At 62.3% G+C, this 18,994-nt stretch carries 15 protein-coding genes and 1 tRNA gene; 10 read left to right on the top strand and 6 right to left on the bottom strand.

Annotated features, from left to right (window positions below; genetic code table 11):
- Positions 1-26: 26 nt before the first annotated feature.
- The 6 genes from LQK83_RS20375 to guaA all read left to right on the top strand — a co-directional run bounded on the left by LQK83_RS20375 (position 27) and on the right by guaA (position 7,400).
- Positions 27-1,301 (top strand): imelysin family protein, encoded by a 1,275-nt coding sequence (locus LQK83_RS20375; RefSeq protein WP_230839324.1) that lies wholly within the window; start codon positions 27-29, stop codon positions 1,299-1,301.
- A gap of 149 nt (positions 1,302-1,450) precedes the next feature.
- On the top strand, positions 1,451-2,893 hold the full coding sequence (locus LQK83_RS20370; RefSeq protein ID WP_230839323.1) for a di-heme oxidoreductase family protein: 1,443 nt from the start codon (positions 1,451-1,453) through the stop codon (positions 2,891-2,893).
- On the top strand, positions 2,893-3,978 hold the full coding sequence (locus tag LQK83_RS20365) for an imelysin family protein (RefSeq protein WP_230839322.1): 1,086 nt from the start codon (positions 2,893-2,895) through the stop codon (positions 3,976-3,978). Before LQK83_RS20370 ends, LQK83_RS20365 begins: the two co-directional genes overlap by 1 nt.
- Before the next feature lies 1 nt (position 3,979).
- Complete coding sequence (locus LQK83_RS20360; protein WP_230839321.1) at positions 3,980-5,059, top strand: DUF1513 domain-containing protein; 1,080 nt, start codon at positions 3,980-3,982, stop codon at positions 5,057-5,059.
- A 60-nt stretch (positions 5,060-5,119) separates the two neighbouring features.
- Positions 5,120-5,758, top strand: a complete 639-nt coding sequence (locus LQK83_RS20355) for a 5'-methylthioadenosine/S-adenosylhomocysteine nucleosidase (protein WP_230839320.1) — start codon at positions 5,120-5,122, stop codon at positions 5,756-5,758.
- Between the two features lie 64 nt (positions 5,759-5,822).
- Positions 5,823-7,400, top strand: coding sequence for a glutamine-hydrolyzing GMP synthase (guaA, locus tag LQK83_RS20350; RefSeq protein WP_230839319.1), 1,578 nt, complete (start codon positions 5,823-5,825; stop codon positions 7,398-7,400).
- Between the two features lie 101 nt (positions 7,401-7,501).
- Here the strand turns inward: guaA and cydX are convergent, their stop codons facing one another.
- The 5 genes from cydX to cydD form a co-directional block, all read right to left on the bottom strand.
- Positions 7,502-7,639 (bottom strand): cytochrome bd-I oxidase subunit CydX, encoded by a 138-nt coding sequence (gene cydX, locus LQK83_RS20345; RefSeq protein WP_230839318.1) that lies wholly within the window; start codon positions 7,637-7,639, stop codon positions 7,502-7,504.
- A 15-nt stretch (positions 7,640-7,654) separates the two neighbouring features.
- Positions 7,655-8,806, bottom strand: coding sequence for a cytochrome d ubiquinol oxidase subunit II (cydB, locus tag LQK83_RS20340; protein WP_230839317.1), 1,152 nt, complete (start codon positions 8,804-8,806; stop codon positions 7,655-7,657).
- Positions 8,807-8,811: 5 nt separating this feature from the next.
- On the bottom strand, positions 8,812-10,413 hold the full coding sequence (locus LQK83_RS20335) for a cytochrome ubiquinol oxidase subunit I (RefSeq protein ID WP_230839316.1): 1,602 nt from the start codon (positions 10,411-10,413) through the stop codon (positions 8,812-8,814).
- Between the two features lie 122 nt (positions 10,414-10,535).
- The gene (locus tag LQK83_RS20330; RefSeq protein WP_230839315.1) at positions 10,536-12,191 is read right to left on the bottom strand and encodes an amino acid ABC transporter ATP-binding/permease protein; all 1,656 of its coding nucleotides are present in this window, start codon (positions 12,189-12,191) and stop codon (positions 10,536-10,538) included.
- Positions 12,188-13,885, bottom strand: a complete 1,698-nt coding sequence (gene cydD / locus LQK83_RS20325) for a thiol reductant ABC exporter subunit CydD (RefSeq protein WP_230839314.1) — start codon at positions 13,883-13,885, stop codon at positions 12,188-12,190. The genes LQK83_RS20330 and cydD overlap by 4 nt, the downstream gene beginning before the upstream one ends.
- Before the next feature lie 175 nt (positions 13,886-14,060).
- Here cydD and LQK83_RS20320 point away from each other — a divergent pair, with 175 nt between their 5' ends.
- The 4 genes from LQK83_RS20320 to LQK83_RS20305 all read left to right on the top strand — a co-directional run bounded on the left by LQK83_RS20320 (position 14,061) and on the right by LQK83_RS20305 (position 18,773).
- Entirely contained in the window at positions 14,061-14,579 is a 519-nt protein-coding gene (locus LQK83_RS20320; protein WP_230839313.1) for an RrF2 family transcriptional regulator, read from the top strand.
- Positions 14,580-15,153: 574 nt separating this feature from the next.
- Positions 15,154-16,608, top strand: coding sequence for an APC family permease (locus LQK83_RS20315; protein ID WP_230839312.1), 1,455 nt, complete (start codon positions 15,154-15,156; stop codon positions 16,606-16,608).
- The gene (locus LQK83_RS20310) at positions 16,605-17,426 is read left to right on the top strand and encodes an alpha/beta fold hydrolase (RefSeq protein WP_230839311.1); all 822 of its coding nucleotides are present in this window, start codon (positions 16,605-16,607) and stop codon (positions 17,424-17,426) included. Before LQK83_RS20315 ends, LQK83_RS20310 begins: the two co-directional genes overlap by 4 nt.
- 12 nt (positions 17,427-17,438) lie before the next feature.
- Positions 17,439-18,773, top strand: coding sequence for a tetratricopeptide repeat protein (locus LQK83_RS20305; protein WP_230839310.1), 1,335 nt, complete (start codon positions 17,439-17,441; stop codon positions 18,771-18,773).
- A gap of 98 nt (positions 18,774-18,871) precedes the next feature.
- Here LQK83_RS20305 and LQK83_RS20300 read toward each other — a convergent pair.
- Positions 18,872-18,948 (bottom strand) — tRNA-Met (locus LQK83_RS20300).
- Positions 18,949-18,994: the final 46 nt, after the last annotated feature.

Here is an 18,994-nt window from a genome sequence, read left to right as displayed (position 1 = left end):
ACCGCCGGGCCGTTGAAGGGGCTTTCATGATGAGACAATTTGTTGCCGGCGCGGCTGTCCTTGCCGCTACCGCCATTCAACCGCTGGCCGCGCACGCCGACACCAGCCCGGCTGCCGTCGTCGCGCATTATCGCGAGATCGCGCACGCGGACTATCAGGACGCGCTGACGGGGGCGAAGCGTCTGGACAAGGCGATCAACGATTTCCTCGCCGCACCTTCCGAGGCCGGACTGAAGGCCGCACGGGCGGCCTGGATTGCGGCGCGCCCCGCCTATCTGCAGACGGAACACTATCGTTTCGGAAATCCGGTCGTTGATGAATGGGAAGGCAAGGTCAATGCCTGGCCGCTCGACGAGGGGCTGATCGACTATGTCGACACGGCCAAATACGGCACGGAAAGCGACGAGAACCCGCTCTACACGGCCAATGTGATTGCAAACAAGACGATCACCATCAACGGCAAGCCGGTCGATGCCTCGCATCTGACACCGGACTTTCTCGCCAACACGCTGCATTCGGCCAATGGCATTGATGCGAATGTGGCGACAGGATATCATGCTATCGAATTTCTGCTCTGGGGTCAGGACCTCAACGGGACCGGCCCGGGCGCCGGCAACCGGCCCTACACCGACTACGACCTGAAGAATTGCACGCATGGCAATTGCGACCGCCGCGCCGAATATCTGCGCTCGGCCGCGTCGCTGCTGGTCTCCGACCTCGACTATATCGTCAAGGCTTTCGAACCGGACGGTGCGGCGGCCAAGGTGCTGACCGACAATCCGAAGGCGGGGCTCACCGCGCTTCTGACCGGCATGGGCTCGCTTTCCTATGGTGAACTGGCGGGCGAGCGCATGAAGCTCGGCCTGCTGCTGCATGATCCGGAAGAGGAGCAGGACTGCTTCTCCGACAACACCTACAATTCGCACTATTACGACATGGTCGGCATCATGACCGGCTATACCGGCAACTATACCCGCCTCGACGGCACGAAGATGACGGGTCCCTCGATCCGCGATCTGCTGCAGGAAAAGGATCCGGCTGTCGCCAAGGAGCTTCAGGGCAAGCTCGACGTGACCATGGCTGCCATGGAAGCGCTGAAGAAGCGCGGCGAAACGGTCGAAGCCTATGACCAGATGATCGCCGAGGGCAACAAGGAAGGCAATGCCACGGTTCAGCGGGGCATCGACGGCCTGATCGATCAGACGAAGTCGATCCAGCGCGCGGTGACGGCGCTCGGCCTCGACGAGATCAAGGTTGGCACTTCGAAGAGCCTCGACAATCCCAACGCGGTCTTCAAGTGAGACCGGGAAGCCGGCTTCGGCATCGGAGCCGGCTGCTTGTTTTTATGTCAGGGATGATCGACCAATCTTCTCGCCCTCAGAAACGAAACACGGCCCTCCGCGTCGCTGCGGGGGCCGTTGGCGTTTGTGTCATCGCGGCCGGCGCAGTGATGGCCGGGGGTAACGGCTATTCAGCCGCCGACGCCGAACGCGTCAGCGCGGTGACCGCGCCGACGACGGATTTCACGCGGCCTGAAGCGCATGAGACGCTTTCCGGCGGGGCGGGCACCTTCATGGGCCGACCCGATGCCAAGGCCATGAGCCATCCTGACGCAACACTCGACGACAAGGGCGTCGAGCGCTTCAGGCTCGGCTTTGCGCTGTTCAAGAAAATGTGGGCCCAGGCCCCCTCCTCCACCGAAGCCTCCGATGGCCTCGGCCCGCTCTTCAATGCCCGATCCTGCCAGAGCTGCCATCTGCGCGACGGCCGGGGGCGGCCACCCGAGGGCGGGGTGGACAGCCAGTCCTTCCTGTTTCGTCTCGCGCGCAGCCCGGCGAATGATGCCGAGCGCGCCACGCTTTCCGCGCATCAGCGGCTCAATTTTCCCGATCCGATCTATGGCCAGCAATTGCAGGACAAGGGTGTGACCGGGCTTGCCGGCGAGGGCCGCCCGGTCGTCACCTATAGCGAAAAGACCGTGACGCTTGCCGATGGCGACACCTTGACGCTGCGCGCGCCGCATGATGCCGTGACGGCGCTTGCCTATGGGCCGCTCGACCCGACTACGACGCTTTCGCCCCGTATTGCCCAGAGCCTTGCCGGTATGGGGCTTCTGGAGGCAATTCCCGAAAGCGAAATTCTGGCCGAGGCCGAGCGTCAGGCGAAGGCGGGCCGCGGCATCCATGGCGTCGCCAACCGTGTGCGCGATCCCAAGACCGGCGCGATCGTGCTGGGACGCTTCGGCTGGAAGGCGCAGAACCCGACAGTGCGGGCGCAGGCGGCAGCGGCCCTCTCAACCGATATCGGGATTTCATCACCCGACGCACCCGATCCCTATGGGGATTGCACCAAGGCGGAAACGGCGTGCCTGAAAATGCCCACAGGCGTTCAGCCGCGGCTTGGCGACACCGAAGCGCCGGACCCGATCCTCGATCTCCTAACCGCCTATACCGCCAATATCGCCCCGCCGGCGCGGCGCGAGGTGGATGACACCGACGTGCTCGCCGGCAAGGCACTTTTCTATGGCGCGGGCTGCACCGACTGCCACCGGCCGAAATTCGTGACCGCTCGCGTCACGGCCGAGCCGCAACATGCCTTCCAGCTGATCTGGCCTTACAGCGATCTTCTGCTTCACGATATGGGCGAAGCGCTGGCGGACGGTCAGCAAGTGGGGGAAGCCGGCGGCAGGCAATGGCGTACGGCGCCGCTCTGGGGTATAGGTCTCGCGCAAACCGTGAACGGGTATGAATCGTACTTGCATGACGGTCGCGCCCGTACATTGGAAGAAGCCATCCTGTGGCACGGCGGCGAAGCCGAGCGGGCGCGAAACGCCTATGCCGCACTGGCGCGTGCCGATCGGCAAAAGCTTTTGAAATTTCTGAGGTCCCTGTGATGAAAAGATTCGTTGTCCTCCTGACCGCCGTGGCCATGGCGTCGTTTGCGCCGGCCGCAAGGGCCGCCTATGTCAGCGATGCAGAGATCGAACCTGTCATGCAAAGGACCGTCGATGACGTCATCATTCCGGGCTACAGCAACTTCCGCAACGCGGCGGAGGCGGCCGGCGCAGCGATGAACAGGCTCTGCATAGCCAACGATCCATCCTCCTATCAAGGCGCACGGAAGGCCTTTGCAGATCTGGTCTCGGCATGGTCCACGATCGAGGTCCTGCGCGACGGGCCGGTGCTCGACAACAACGTGTTCGAGCGCATTCTCTTCTTCCCCGACCGCAAGGGTCTGGCTCTGAAGCAGATCCAGACGCTGCTTGCCTCCAAGGACGAAAACGAGATCGCCGGAGCTTCGATGAAGTCGAAGAGCGTGGCGATCCAGGGTCTGACGGGGCTTGAATTCGTCCTGACCGGCACCGGCAACGAGGAGCTTCTGGCCGGCAAGGACAATTTCCGCTGCCATGTGGGTCGCGCGATCGCCGCCAATATTGCGGTTCTGGCAGGGGAACTTTCAGATGCCTGGAACGCGCCGGACGGCATTGCCGACAAGTGGCGCAAGCCCGGCCCCGACAATCCGGTCTTCCGCAATGGCGAGGAGGCACTGATTGCGCTTCTCGGCACTCTGGTGCGCGGGCTGGAAACCACCAATGAAAAGCGGCTGATGATCTTCTCGTCCGGCGAAGGCGGCGCGAATGCCCGGAAGGCGCTCTATTGGCGCTCGGGCCTCACGCTGCGTTCTGTCCAGGACAATCTGAAGGGTCTGCAGGCCTTCTGGGAAAAGAGCGGGATGCAATACATCATCCGCGGAGAAGGCTCAGCGATCACGACCAATATCAATTTCGACTTCCGCACCGCGATTGTGACGGCTGGCAAGCTTGACATGCCGGTGGAAACCATTCTTGCCGACGAGAAGGCGCATTCGCGGCTTGAATTCCTGGTCATGACGATCGCCGACCTGCAGGCGCGGCTGAACAATGATTACGGCCGCGCCATGGGTCTTGCGGCGGGCTTCACCTTCTCGGACGGGGATTGAGATGCGTAGCGCGCTTTTGAGCCGACGCAGCTTCATTCACGCTGCCGGCGCGACGTTTCTGGCTGGCCTTGCACCGGAAAAGCTCTTTGCTCTTGAGCGCACCGACGCCGTGTTCGCCGCCGCCTTCATGGACGCAGCCGGCCATTTTGGACTGGCGACCCTGACGGAGGAGGGGACCATCATCGATCGGAGCCCGCTGCCCAACCGGGCGCATGGACTGGCCTTCGACCGCAACTACAACCGCGTCGTCGCCTTTGCGCGGCGGCCCGGCACGTTCGCGGCGATCTTCGACCTCAACGGCCAGGCAGCCCCGATCGTGATCGCCTCGCCTGAGGGGCGGCATTTCTACGGCCACGGCACATTTTCCCGCGACGGACGCGTACTCTATGCCAGCGAGAACGATTTCGACAACGCGCGCGGTGTGATCGGTATTTATGATGCAACCGACAGTTTCGCCCGTATCGGCGAGTACCCGACCTATGGCGTCGGTCCGCACGATCTCTCCATCAGCTTCGACGGCACGACCCTGATCGCCGCCAATGGCGGGATCGAGACCCATCCGGATTTCGGCCGCACGAAACTGAACCTCGACCGGATGGAGCCATCGCTGGCGCTGATCGATGCGGCCACCGGCTCGCTCATCGAAAAGCACGAATTGCCGCCAGATTTCAGGCAGCTTTCCACCCGCCACATCGCGCTGGCCGGCCATCACGAAATCTGGTTCGCCTGCCAGTATGAAGGCGCGCGCGACGACCTGCCGCCGCTGATCGGCCGGTTCCGCCCCGGCGAGGCCCTTGAATTCATCTACCTGCCGGAACAGACGGCGCGCAATCTGGACAACTATGTCGGCGCCATCGCCATCAACCGCAAGGAAGGCATTGTCGCTGCGACCTCGCCGCGGGGTGGATCCTATGTCGTGCTTGATGCGGTTTCGGGCACGCTGGTTCAGGAGGTCAAGCTGGCCGGGGCCTCGGGCGTCGCCGCCGGCCCCCGCGGCTTCGGCATTTCGACGGAGGGCGGCCTTTTCAACGGCCGGCAGTCGCCGGTCAATTGGGACCAGCACGTCGTTCGCGTCGGTTGATCTTGCCGGCGTCACGTTCACGTGGCACGGTCCACGCGATTTCAACAGGCGGCAGGCTTCATGGATTTCGAACTCAAGACCGTTGCGAACAAGCGCATTCTTTACGTCATGGCGGTGGATGCCGAATATGGCATCCATCTGCGGGGGCATATCGCGCCGCTGATGACGGGCGTCGGCCCCGTCGAGGCCGCTGTGGTGCTCACGGCGGCCCTTGCGACGCTGGAAGCAACCGGTCACAAGCCGAACCTCATTGTCTCGCTTGGCTCGGCAGGCTCGGCGACGCTTGGACAGACGGAAGTCTATCAGGCCTCATCCGTGAGCTATCGCGACATGGACGCTTCTGCACTCGGCTTCGAGAAGGGCCTGACGCCGTTCCTCGATCTGCCGAAGGCTGTACCGCTGCCGCTTTCGGTCGCGGGCATTCCCTCGGCGCGGCTTTCCACGGGTGCGAATATCGTGTCGGGCGCTGCCTATGACGCAATTGATGCAGACATGGTGGACATGGAAAGCTTTGCAATTCTGCGGGCTGCTCAGCATTTCGGGATTCCGCTGATCGGGCTTCGCGGGATTTCGGACGGCAAGGAAGAGCTGAAACATGTCGGCGACTGGACGGAATATCTCCATGTCATCGATGAAAAACTCGCAAAAGCCGTCCGCACCATCGAAGAGGCCTTGGACAATGGGAGCCTGATGCTGTAAGGGCGGGTTTTGGAGCCCCTGCCCGGTGGCGCACGCCTCCGCGGCCTCTTAGCAAAGGCTGTTCATGTCACACGACGCCCATTCTGAATCCATCCTCATCATCGATTTCGGCAGCCAGGTCACGCAGCTGATTGCCCGGCGCATTCGCGAGACGGGCGTCTATTGCGAAATCTGGCCGTATCAGAAGGCGGGCGAAGGATTTCAGAAGCTGAAGCCCAAGGGCGTGATCTTCTCCGGCGGCCCTGACTCCGTCACCCGCGAGGGAAGTCCCCGCGCGCCGCAGGACGTGTTCGACGCCGGCATTCCGATCATGGCGATCTGCTACGGCCAGCAGACCATGGCCGTGCAGCTGGGCGGTGTCGTTGAAGGTGGTCATGCCGCCGAATTCGGCCGTGCGGATGTGAAAATCCTCAAGAACTCCCCGCTCTTCGACGGCCTCTGGGAAGTCGGCGGCGAATATCCGGTCTGGATGAGCCATGGCGACCGCGTCACGCAGGCGCCGGAAGGCTTCGAAATCATCGGCGTGTCCGAAAACGCCCCCTTCGCTATCTGCGTCAACGAGGCGAAGCGCTACTACACGACCATGTTCCACCCGGAAGTGGTTCACACGCCGGATGGCGGCAAGCTGATTGCCAATTTCGTGCACAAGATCGTCGGCCTGCATGCCGACTGGACCATGTCGGCCTACCGCGCCGAGATGGTCCAGAAGATCCGCGATCAGGTCGGCAAGGAACGCGTCATCTGCGGCCTGTCCGGCGGCGTGGATAGCTCCGTGGCGGCCGTGCTGATCCACGAAGCCATCGGCGATCAGCTGACCTGCATCTATGTCGATCACGGCCTCATGCGTCAGGGCGAGACCGAGCAGGTCGTCGGCATGTTCCGCGACCACTACAACATCCCGCTTGTCCATGTGGACGCTTCCGATCTCTTCATCGGCCAGCTCGAAGGCGAGGCGGACCCTGAAAAGAAGCGCAAGACCATCGGCCGCCTCTTCATCGAAGTCTTCGAGGAAGAAGCCCGCAAGATCGCCACCGACGGCAAGGGCCCGGTGCGCTTCCTGGCGCAGGGCACGCTCTATCCGGACGTCATCGAAAGCGTCTCCTTCTCGGGCGGCCCCTCCGTCACCATCAAGAGCCACCACAATGTCGGCGGCCTGCCCGACCGCATGAACATGCGGCTGGTCGAGCCGCTGCGCGAGCTGTTCAAGGACGAAGTCCGCGCGCTCGGCCGCGAACTCGGCCTGCCGGAAAGCTTCATCGGCCGCCACCCGTTCCCGGGTCCGGGCCTTGCCATTCGTCTCCCCGGTGGCGTGACCCGCGAAAAGCTGGACATCCTGCGCAAGGCGGATGCGATCTATATCGAGGAAATCCGCAAGGCCGGCCTCTACGACAAGATCTGGCAGGCCTTCTCGGTCCTGCTGCCGGTCCAGACGGTCGGCGTCATGGGCGATGGCCGCACCTATGACCGGGTTCTGGCACTGCGCGCCGTCACCTCCGTCGACGGCATGACCGCCGACTTCTTCCCCTACGACATGGCCTTCCTCGGCCGCACCGCGACCCGCATCATCAACGAGGTCAAGGGCGTCAACCGCGTGGTCTACGACGTGACATCCAAGCCGCCGGGAACGATCGAGTGGGAATGATCGGGTTCTGAAAGATCCCAGACTGAAAACGCCCGCAACGATATGTTTGCGGGCGTCTTGCTTTCAGGATGACGGACGGCTCGGTTTTTGTTCGGCGCAAATTACCTTCGCGGGTCGTCGCGCTTGTCATGCGTTCCGTTCATCATCTGCCGGTCCTGCTGCATTTCCAGCCACATGGCGTTGACGACGGCGAACAGCGCGGCGAGCGGCAGGCCGAGAAGCCAGGCAAAATACCACATGATCGAGGTCTCCTCTCAATAGACGGTTTCGTGATCGCGGTTGATGTCGGCTTCTGTCACCTTGCCCCACAGAACCTTGTAGACCCAGGCGGTGTAGGCCAGAATGATCGGCACGAAGATGACCGCAGCAACCAGCATGACGAAGAGGGTCTGCTGCGACGACGAGGCATTCCACACCGTCAGCGACGACCGGGCGTCGATCGAGGAGGGCAGGATGTAGGGGAACATCGTCAGACCCACCGACGAGATGATGCCGATGATCGCGAGCTTCGAATAAAGCAGCGTCGCTACGTCCTTGCCGGCGCGCAGACCGAAGAAGGCGAGCAGCGAGCCGAGCAGGCCCAGAACGGGCGCAACAGCGATCCAGGGCCGTTCGGCGAAAGCGCCAAACCAGCTGGCCGTGCGCGCTGTCTCGCTGAATGTCGGGTTCGAAGGACCGTCACTGACGATCTGACCGACGAGACTGTAGCCGCCGATGCCGCCGGCAAGCCAGAGACCGGCCAGGACATAGGTCACGATCGTGACGAGAGCTGCTACCGAACCGATGGCCCGGGCGCGATCACGCACCGGCCCCTCCGCCTTGAGCTGGAGCCATGCCGCGCCATGCGTGATCAGCATGGAGAGAGAGACGATGCCGGTCAGCAGCGCAAAGGGATTGAGCAGGCCGAAGAATGTGCCGTCGTAGAAAATCTTCAGGTCCTCGTTGAGACGGAAGGGTACGCCCTGCAGGACATTGCCCATGGCGACGCCGAAGATGAGTGCCGGTACGAAGCCGCCGACGAAGAGCGCCCAATCCCAGCCGTTGCGCCAGAGCGCGCTTTCCCGCTTCGAGCGATACTTGAAGCCGACCGGGCGCAGGATGAGGGCTGCGAGAACCGCGAACATGGCGAGATAGAAGCCCGAAAAGCTGACGGCATAGAGCGGCGGCCAGGCGGCGAAGATCGCGCCGCCACCCAGGATGAACCACACCTGGTTACCTTCCCAGACCGGGCCGATCGTGTTGATGGCGACGCGCCGCTCGCTGTCGGTCTTGCCGACAAAGGGAAGCAGTGCGCCGACGCCGAGATCGAAACCGTCAGTCAGTGCAAAGCCGGTGAGAAGAACACCGAGCAGGGCCCACCAGATCACCCGCAGGAATTCGAAAGGAACAAGTTCATTGAGGATCATGATCGTTACTCCGCAGGTTGGGCAAGGGGTGCGGGTGCGCTCAACCGGTCGCGATGGTCCGATTGCCAGCGGTTGGTCTCGGACACGTCGATATACGGACCCTTGCGGATATATTTCACCATCAGGCCCATCTCGATGATGAAGAGCACGCTGTAGAACAGAACGAAGCCGGCGAGCGTGATGGCGAGGTCTGCCACCGACAGGCTCGAAGCTGAAAGCGCGGTCGGCAGAACGCCGTCCACCGTCCAGGGCTGGCGGCCGAATTCGGCGACGAACCAGCCGAGTTCAGCAGCAATCCAGGGCGCCGGGATGAGAATGACGGCGAGCCGCAGCGCCACGCGCGGGAAGCGCATGTTGCGGAAGGACGACATCCAGAAGAACCAGACCATGAGACCAATGAAGGAGAAGCCCAGCGCCACCATGAGCCGGAAGGCCCAGAAGAGCGGCCAGACGGTTGGCACCGTATCATTGGCGGCCTGCGCGATCTGTGTATCGGTTGCCTGACGCGGATCGTCGACATAGCGCTTGAGCAGCAGGGCAAAGCCGAGATCCTTGCTGTGCTCTTCAAAGGTCCTGGCGACGTCGTCTGCGACCTTGCCCTTGTTGGCGCGGTAGTCCATCAGCGCGTTATAGGCAATGATTCCTGAGCGAATGCGGGTTTCCGCCTGCTTCACCAGATCGGCAATGCCGGGGATTTCGCGGGTGAGCGAACGCGTACCGATGAGACCCATGACATAGGGAACATGGATCGCATAATGCGTCTCGCGGGCCTTCTGGTCGGGGAAGCCGAGAAGCGTGAAGGAGGCCGGTGCAGGTTGGGTCTCCCACATGCCCTCGATGGCCGCGAGCTTCATCTTCTGCGACAGGGTGACAGAATAGCCGGACTCATCGCCCAGCACGACGACCGAGAGGGCCGAGGCGAGACCGAAAGAGGCGGCCACCGCAATCGAGCGGCGGGCGAGATCGGTGTGGCGGCCTTTGAGCAGATACCAGGCCGAAACGCCGAGCACGAAGACCGAAGCCGTGACGTAGCCTGCCGAAACCGTATGCACGAACTTGGCCTGTGCCACCTCATTGAAGACGACATCGAAGAACGAGGTCATCTCCATGCGCATCGTCAGCGGGTTGAAGGCCGCCCCCACCGGGTTCTGCATCCAGCCATTGGCGATGAGGATCCAAAGTGCCGAGAAATTCGAGCCGATGGCGACAAGCCAGGCGACGATGAGATGCGCGCGCTTGGACAGCCGGTCCCAGCCGAAGAAAAAGAGACCGACAAAAGTCGCCTCGAGAAAGAAGGCCATCAGGCCCTCGACCGCCAGTGGCGCGCCGAAGATATCGCCGACATAGTGACTGTAATAGCTCCAGTTCATGCCGAACTGGAATTCCATGGTGATGCCGGTCGCGACGCCAAGAACGAAGTTGATGCCGAACAACGTGCCCCAGAACTTGGTCATCTGCCGCCATATCGGACGATCGGTCATGACATAGACCGTCTCCATGATGGCAACGATGACCGAAAGTCCCAGTGTCAGAGGCACAAAAAGAAAATGATAGAGCGCTGTCATTGCAAATTGCAGTCGTGACAGCTCGACGACGTCGATATCCATAATGCTCTCGCCTATCGAAACATAGTGTCTGGGGAATACTTACCGCCATCGGCCGGCCGGCGAGTTGATCGAGGTCAAATAGATGTATTCTAAATGCACCTTTGCGCTGATCGGTCGCAGGCTCAGCCGAGCGATACGACGCGATCGGCAAAGGCGAGTTCCGGTTTGCGATGGGACGCCATCAGAATGGCGGCGTCTGGCAGGAAACTACGTATCCCGGCAAGCACCGCAGTCGCCATTGGCGGATCGAGGCCTTCAGTCGGCTCGTCGAGCAACAGCAGGGCGGGCCGGCGCAGCAGCACGCGCGCCAGCGCCAGCCGTCGTCGTTCGCCGCCGGAGAGGCCTGCTCCGGCTTCGCCCAGCGTGAAATCCAGACCGCCCTTTGCCGCCACCACCTGATCGAGCGCAACGGCCTGCAGCACAGCCCAGGCCTGTTGCGTATCGACATCAGACCGCGCCAGTCTGAGTGCATCCATGATCGTGCCGCTGATCAGTGCGCTTCGCTGCGGCAACAGGGTCGCCAACGCGAAAAGGTCCTTCTCGTGATAGGTCGCTATATCGCGCCCCTGGAGCCGGATCCGGCCGCCATCCGGCGCAAGCTGGCCCATGGCCAGAAGCAGCAGAGTGGACTTGCCCACGCCGCTCGGTCCAGCCAGAGCGACGGTTTCCCCCGATCGAAGGGCAAGGTCCATCTCCTTCACAAGGACCCTGCCGCCCTGACGGAATGTCACTTTTTCCAGAGACAGAACCGGGTGATCGCCAGGTGTCTCAGAATCATCCGCAGCTCCGCCTCTCCTGACTGCGCCTGTCTCCTGCATTTGCGCATCGACACGCCGCGCAGCGTTGAGGATGCGGCCGAGTTCAGCGATGCCGCGATGGGCCGGCGCGATGATTTCTCCGGCACCCAGAGCGCCGAAGAAACCGAGCGCGGCGAGAGCAGGATCGATGGCTTTTGCCTCAGCAAGATGAAGGCCGAGATAAAGGCTGCCGGCCGCCGCCAGTGTTGTGGCAAAGCTCAGCAGCAGGCCCGAAAGTCGTTCCGCCAGATCGACACGCGCCTGCGCCTGCTGAAGCCGTGCCTGCGCATCAAGCAAGGCAGAGGTCTGTGCAGCCAGCGTTCCGGCGACGGCAAGTTCCGGCCGCGCACGCAACAGATCAATCAATCTCAGCCGCACGGCCTGCAGGGCCTTGTGCGCCAGCCGGGACGGCCGCAGCGCCCATTTCAGCATTAGCGTGACAGCCAGCAGGAATCCGAGGGCAAGGCTTGCTGCCTGCCAGAGAGCGACAAGCCCGCTCTCGATGTGCCAGATCAGAAGCAGGAAGCCGGCCGAAACAACGAAAGCCGCCAGAAACGGGATGCTGAGCCGCAGCGCCAGACCATCAAGCGCATCGACATCGAGGGTCAGATGATTGAGCCGCTCCGAACCGTTCAGCGCCGCGAGCTTGCGCAAGGGCGCGCGCGTCATGGCGGCCAGCAGTTGCCCGCGCAGTTCCGCCAGCCCCTTCAATGTGGCCTCGTGCGTCATCAGGCGCTCGCCATAGCGCGCACCCGCCCGGCCAAGGGCAAGAAAGCGAATGGCGGCGCTGGGACCGAAGACGTCGAAGGCAAGTCCGAAGCCCGCAAGGCCGGCGATCCCGGTTGCCGTGATGAACCAGCCGGACACGGCGAGCAGTGCCGTTCCGGCCGCAAAGACGAGAATGGAAAACAGGCTGCCGAGCGCCAGCTGACGCGCATGCGGACGCCAGACCCGAACGAAGATGCGCAGAAGCCTTTTCATACCTGACATCCCAGTCGGAGCTCCCGTCCGAGCTTTGCCGTCAACTCTGGATCATGCGTGGCGATGATGAGCGTCTTGCCGGCGCCGGCGACGGCCAGCAGGCTCTGCGTGATGCGCGCCGCATTGGCGGGATCGAGATCTGCCGTCGGCTCGTCAGCCAGAATGACATCGGCCCGCGCATAGAAGGCGCGCGCCAGCATGACCCGTCTTGCTTCACCGCCCGACAGGCCGCTGCCGGTTTCACCGAGCGTTGTCAGCATGCCGCGCGGCAAGGCCGCGACAACCGGCTCAAGACCGGCGGCGCTGATGGCCGCCGCCAGACGTGGCTCGTCGCGCTGCTCGTCGGAACCCACGATGTTGGCGAGAAGACTCGCCTTGGCGAAATGCGGCGTCTGCGACACCCAGGCAATCCGCCGCCGCCAGGCATCTGCGACAGGATCGGCCAGATCGGCCCCACAGACCTGAATGCTGCCCTGATGGGCGCGCGCAAGCCCGGCAAAGAGCGCAAGCAAAGTGCTCTTCCCGACGCCGCTCGGACCGGTGACCGCCACCGTGTCGCCGGCGCGGATCTCGATGTCGGGATAGGAAATGATGGCGCCCGGGGCGGGGCAATAGCGCAAGTCATGTGTCTTGATCTGCACCGCGCCGGAGAGCGGCATCACGCGGCGTCCCTTGCCCAGGATCGCCGTCGAGGGCCGGGTGTCGATCTCCGCCAATTCGCCGGCCAGAGCAAGGGCGGCGGCGCGGTCATGCCAGGCGGCTGCGAGTTCGCGCAGCGGTGCGAAAAATTCCGGTGCCAGCAGCAACAGGAAAATCCCCTGCAACAGCGTCATGGCGCTCCCATAGGTCCCGAAACCGAACGTGCCCAGCAGGCTGAAGCCGACATAGACGGCCACCATGGCCACGCCGAGCGCTGAAAAAAGTTCAAGCACCGTGGATGACAGGAAGGCGATCCGCAGCACCGCCATGGTCCGCTGCTTCAGGTCATCCGCACTGGCGAAGAACTGGCGCAGCATGACGTCTCGACCATCGAGAAGCTTGATATCGACCAGCGCATTCAACCGCTCGAGAAGCAGCGCATTGAGCGTTCCGGTCTCCTTGAGATGGCGGGCGCTGGCATCCCGCGCCGCATAACCGATCAGCGCCATGAAGAGCGGGATGAGCGGCCCCGACATCACGAGGATCAGGGCGGCAGCCCAGGAAAACCAGGCGGTCGCCAGCAGGATAGCCAATGGAAGATACCGGGCCCTGAAGGCGGCGGTGTGATAGCGCGTGAGATAGACAAGGAGGAAATCCAGCTTGTCGCCGATGAGGGCTGCGCCCTCGCCCGACAGGATCGAGCCCGCGCCAAACGGCGAAATCAGGCTTTGCGAGGTGGCCAGATCGGCGCGTTCGCCGGCGACAAGTTCCTGTGCTGCACGAAAGGCGATGCGCCCGCCAAGCCCATCCAGCCCATGGCGGAAAAGACCAAGGGCCGCATAGGCAATCGCCGCCGGCAAGGGACCCAGCAACGCGCTTTGCCCTGTCACAAGCGCTCCAAGGCTATCTCCGACGATGAAGCTTTGCGGCAAAACCATCGCCGTTGCGAGCACACCCGCAAGCCCCGCCGTCCGCAAGGGCCGCAGGGCGCGCCTTTCAATGGCCTTCAGCCGCGCGGCAGCCGGGTCGTCAGCCCTTTTCGTTCTCGAGGTCACCACAGCCATCCCTGGAATTCATGTATCTCAGATGCGTCTTTAGCCGAAACGCGCTGGCGGGAAATGACATGGATCAAGTTTGGGGGATGGGCAGCGTGATGTAGATCAAATCCGACGCACAAATGTCATGTCATGAAAGGAGATATAGATTGTCCATCCGGGGGGACGGGGCACCATGCGCATCACGATGCGAACCAATCTGGCGATCAGAACGCTGATGTTCTGCGCCGTCAATGCGCAAGTCAACGTGCGCAAACGGGACATTGCGGAGGCATGCAACGCCTCCGAGAACCATCTTGGTCAGGTCATTCGACTGTTGGGGCAGCACGGTTTCGTCGATGCCACACGGGGACGAGGCGGAGGCGTACAGTTGTTGCGCCCAGCATCCCGCATATCCATCGGAAACGTCTTCCGGCTGTTCGAGGCCGATCTACCGTTTGCGGAATGTTTCGGCGGATCGAACAACTGCCCTCTCGTCTCGGTCTGCCGGCTTCGGGGCGCAATCTGTGACGCGGTTGCTGCCTTTTATCGCTCTCTGGACGGCGTTTTTCTGTCTGATCTTGTTGAGGGAAATAAAGGGCTAGAGAATATGCTGCGCCTCGACCGCGACATGGCAGACGGCTTCTTCGGCGAAGGTTGCGGAAGTACGAGCGGCGGAGCGACCGTGATCTCCGAGGCGGCGACGGTGCTATAGGACGCCGAACGACGGTACGGGTGGGGGTGTGCGGTTAACCTTCTGCGGGCGTGAAGCGCACCGACGAGCTCAAAGAGGCTGTTTTCCGTCTGTTTCACGCTGACCAATGTCGAGCAGAAACGACCTCCGTTCAAAGGCGAGAAATGTCGGATCACGACGACAGGGGAAACGGCCTTCCAATAGCCTAGAATATCAAACGTGGCCTGAAGTACCCACCGAACAGATCCAGAATAAGCTGGCCGCCGACACTTACTGGAGCGCGGCTGCGCATCTTGCGTACAGCGGCATCAAACCAAAATGCCGAGCCCGACGTCCATTAGGCGACTTTCGCACCCGCATATCGATTTCAGATTGGTGCGCGGTCGAAGAGACTGTTGGCGAAGAAATCAGAGAGATTCCTCTCGAACCACCCGAAAGCGCAGGCTCAAAGGTATTCATTCGCCGATATGAATTTCCAGACCGAACGGCAATGTTGAAAACGTATTCCTTTCGTACTTAAAATCCATAAATATTATAGATAAAAAGAAGAGGCCTCTTCTTCATCGCAATCATGGCTATTTCAGGAGATGAGAAGATGACGGTTTCAGGGACGGAAACAACAGGAATAGAAGGCAGCGCACATACCCGCGGCGATCTCGCCCGGGGACGCCTGTCCTTGCCGGAGGTGATTGCCCAGTCCATCGGCACCGTCGCTCCCTCTGGAACACCTGCATTGGTGATCCCGGTTGTTTTTGCGGTGGCGGGCAATGCGACCTGGGTCGCCTATCTGTTTGCCACGATCGCTCTCCTATTCGTGTCCTGGAACATCAACCAGTTCGCCCGCCGCACTGCCAGTCCGGGCGCTCTCTATGTCTTCGCCGGTCAGGGTCTTGGTGGTTTCTGGGGTGTCATCGCGGGCTGGTCGCTCCTGATCGCCTATCTCTTTACCGCCGGCGCAGTGATCGGCGGATCGGTCAATTCCTTGCTCGTGCTGGCTCATACATTTGGCGTGACCGGCCTCGACGGGCCGCTGACACTCGTCATCAGCCTGGCGGTAATCTTTGGCGCCTGGTGGCTGGCTTATCGCGACATCCTGCTCTCGACGCGCGCCATTCTGGTCATCGAACTGGCAACAGTGGTGCTGATCCTGATCGTCGCGATCGGCTCGATCTTCACCGTCGGGCCGGTGGTCGATCCCGCGCAGACCCATTTCGAAGGCGTCAGCGCCGACACATTGCGCCTCGGCCTGGTGCTGGCCTTTTTCAGCTTCGTCGGCTTTGAAAGCGCCACCACGCTCGGCGCAGAGGCTAAGTCGCCCTACCGGGCCATACCACGCGCCGTGATCATCAGCGTCGTCTCGATCGGCTTGCTCTTCGTCATCAGCTCCTACGGATTGACGAAAGCCTTTCACGGCCTTCCGGTTACGCTCGATAAAGCCGAGGCGCCGCTGACCACCGCCGCCGGCCAGCTTGGCATCGGCTTTGTGGGCAGTCTAATCGATCTCGGCGTCGCACTGAGCTTCTTTGCCTGCACACTGGGCAGCCTCAATGCGGGCGCGCGCGTTCTCTTCGCCCTGTCCCGTCATGGCCTCTTTCACAAGTCCGCAAGTACGGCCCACGCGGTCAATGCGACACCGCATATCGCCGTCACCCTGCTGGCCATTATTGCTGCGGCTCTGTCTCTGGCGCTGACGCAATCGGGCTATGGTCTGCTCGATACGTTCGGCCTGCTCGGCACCATCGCCACCTTCGGCTTCCTCTTTGCCTATATTCTCGTTGCGGCCGGAACGACCTTCTTCCTCAAGCGCCTGAACGCGCTGAAGCCTTGGCACACGGTTGTCAGCATCTTCACCATCCTGCTTCTGCTGATACCGCTGATCGGCAGCGTCTATCCCGTCCCGGCCTGGCCGACCTCGTTGCTGCCTTATGTTTTCCTGGTGCTGCTGGCTCTTGGCGTGGCATGGTTTCTCTTCATCAAGACCACCGCGCCACGGGAACTGGCCGCTCTTGAAGCCGATCTGCTGGCCACGGGCGAGGAGGCACAGAAATGAGCACGCCGATCAACAGCCATCAGGCCACGCTGCCGAATGGTCAGACACTTCACTATGTCGACAACGGTGCGGCCGGCCCGGCAATCGTCTTTCTGCACGGCTACACCGACAGCTGGCGAAGCTTCGAGCTCCTCTTTCCTCTGCTCGCCCCTTCCTTTCGCCTGATCGCGCTCGACCAGCGAGGGCACGGAGAAACGCCGCGCGCGGAGCGTTACCGCATCGCGGATTTTGCGGCGGATGCGATCGGCTTCATCGAGCAGCTGGCTGCCGGCCCCGTCCATCTGGTAGGACATTCGCTGGGCACCATTGTCGCCCAGCGCGTCGCGGAACAACGTCCCGATCTCCTGCAAAGCCTCATCCTGATCGGCCCGGCCCGCACAGCCCGGGCACATCCGGGCCTCCTCGAGTTCCGCGAAGAACTGAAGCAACTGGGGAATAGCGTCCCGGTCGATTTCATCGAACAGTTCCAGGCCGGGACCACAAAAGTGCCCTTGCCCGACGCGCAACTGGCGGTCTTTGTCGCGGAAAGCGCAAAGCTCGATCTCCACACATGGACGGGCGCGCTCGACGGGCTGATCGATGAACCCGCTGGCTTGCCGGATTTGCCTGCCGATTTGGCCATTCTCACCCTATGGGGAGAAGAGGACACGATCTTCGACCGCGAGGCCCAACTGGCGCTGTCGCACGCGGCAACCCGGCATACAGCCATCAATTACACCGATGTGGGCCATGCGCCGCATTGGGAAATTCCGTCACGCGTTGCCCATGACATCAGGGGCTTCGTTTCGTTGCATCACCGGCCAGCAAACGCCGAATAAGGAGCTGAGAAGATGCCAAAGGACGCACAGGGACTTGCAATAACGGGAACAACCGCTTCGGCGGATCTGCTCAATCTGGCGATCGCCGACTATTACGCCTGGAAGGGTGACCCGGTCGCCACGCTCCGAGAGGCGACCGATCGCGATCCAGGCTTCAGCCTCGGACACAGCGCCGTCGCATCGCTGCTGACACTCAACGGGTTTCGCGGCGACAACCCCGCGGTGACCGGGGCGATCGCTGCGGCGGAAGCAAGCATTGGCGGCGCGACCAGCCGCGAGCGGCGCCATCTCGCCGCCGCCAAGGCCTGGTCAGAGGGCCGTATCATTGATGCCGCCGGGCTTTGGGAAGACATCCTTCTCGATCATCCGACGGATGCCCTGGCGCTGCGCTTTGCCCATGACACCTATTTCTACCTTGGCCATTCCCTGAACATCCGCGATTCAGTTGCGCGCGTTCTGCCCGCGTGGGACCGCCAGAGCGACACCTATGGCTATGTGCTCGGCCAATATGCCTTCGGCCTTGAAGAGGCGGGAGAAACGAAGCGCGCGGAACAGGTCGGTCTGGAGGCGATCAGCCGCAACGCCGAGGATGGATGGGCCGTGCATGCCGTCGCCCATGTGCTCGAGACTGAGAGCCGGCAAAGCGAAGGCATCAAATTTCTGAAAGCGTCGCAGCCCGCATGGAGCAAGGCGCATGCGCTGTCCATCCACAATGGCTGGCACCTGGCGCTCTACCTGATCGAGGAAGGACAGATCGCGGACGTGCTGGCGGATTACGATCGCTTCATCGCACCGCGGCTCGCGGAGGACTCCCTGCTTGATCTCGTCGATGCCTCGGCCCTTCTCTGGCGCATCGAACTGGCCGGCGGCGATGTGGGCAATCGCTGGGCGCCGGTCGCGGCGCAATGGCTCACCCATGTCGATGACCATGTGCTAGTCTTCAACGACCTGCATATTGCGCTGGCCATCTCGCGCGCCGGCGATCCTGCAGGCGTCGAACGGCTGCAGCAGTCTCTGGATGCCTATGCCCGAGATGGACAGGGCGACAATCACGAGATTACGGTTGATGTCGGCCGGCGGATCATCGACGGGGTGCTCGCCTTCGCGGAAGGTGATTATGCCCGCACGGTCGAGCGGCTGCTTCCCATCCGCTACAAGATCGTCCGCATCGGCGGCAGCCACGCGCAGCGTGATCTGTTGACGCAGACGCTGATTGTTGCTGCGGACCGTGCAGGCCAGCGGACCCTGGCCCGTGCGCTGCTGACGGAACGCCTGGCCGTGCGTCCGACGGCTCGGACCGAGACCGAGCTTGCCCGCGTTTCAGGGGGGACCGTATTGCATAGCTAAAGGGACTTCGCCGGACACCCGCTATCAAGACGCGCCCCTGCACGCGCAAAAGCCCGCTGGATTTTTCCATGGCGGGCTTTTTTTGGTGGTTGAGAGGTTGGTTGCGGGGGCAGGATTTGAACCTGCGGCCTTCAGGTTATGAGCCTGACGAGCTACCGGGCTGCTCCACCCCGCGTTATGTTTTAAAAAGAAACGGCCGCATCTGATGCGGCCCTTTATGT

The sequence above is a fragment of the Rhizobium sp. C1 genome (genome assembly GCF_021026335.1).
In the GTDB taxonomy this organism is placed as follows: domain Bacteria; phylum Pseudomonadota; class Alphaproteobacteria; order Rhizobiales; family Rhizobiaceae; genus Ensifer_A.
This window is presented reverse-complemented; position numbering and strand designations above follow the sequence as displayed.